We start from the raw sequence: 309 nt of genomic DNA on the forward strand, positions 1-309 counted from the left end.
TGGGCACTCTAGAGAGACTGCCAGGGATAACCTGGAGGAAGGTGGGGACGACGTCAAATCATCATGCCCCTTATGGCCAGGGCTACACACGTGCTACAATGGCGTAAACAAAGGGAAGCGAAGTCGTGAGGCGAAGCAAATCCCAGAAATAACGTCTCAGTTCGGATTGTAGTCTGCAACTCGACTACATGAAGCTGGAATCGCTAGTAATCGTGAATCAGAATGTCACGGTGAATACGTTCCCGGGTCTTGTACACACCGCCCGTCACACCATGGGAGTCAGTAACGCCCGAAGTCAGTGACCCAACC

The 309-nt window shown here is 52.4% G+C and carries 1 rRNA gene; it reads left to right on the forward strand.

What is annotated here, in order from left to right:
• Positions 1-309: ribosomal RNA gene (locus QGT46_RS16805) — 16S ribosomal RNA — on the forward strand; the annotation flags it as partial.

Origin of the sequence: Anaerostipes faecis (assembly GCF_910574135.1) — a bacterium.
GTDB classification, from domain to species: Bacteria; Bacillota; Clostridia; order Lachnospirales; family Lachnospiraceae; genus Anaerostipes; species Anaerostipes hominis.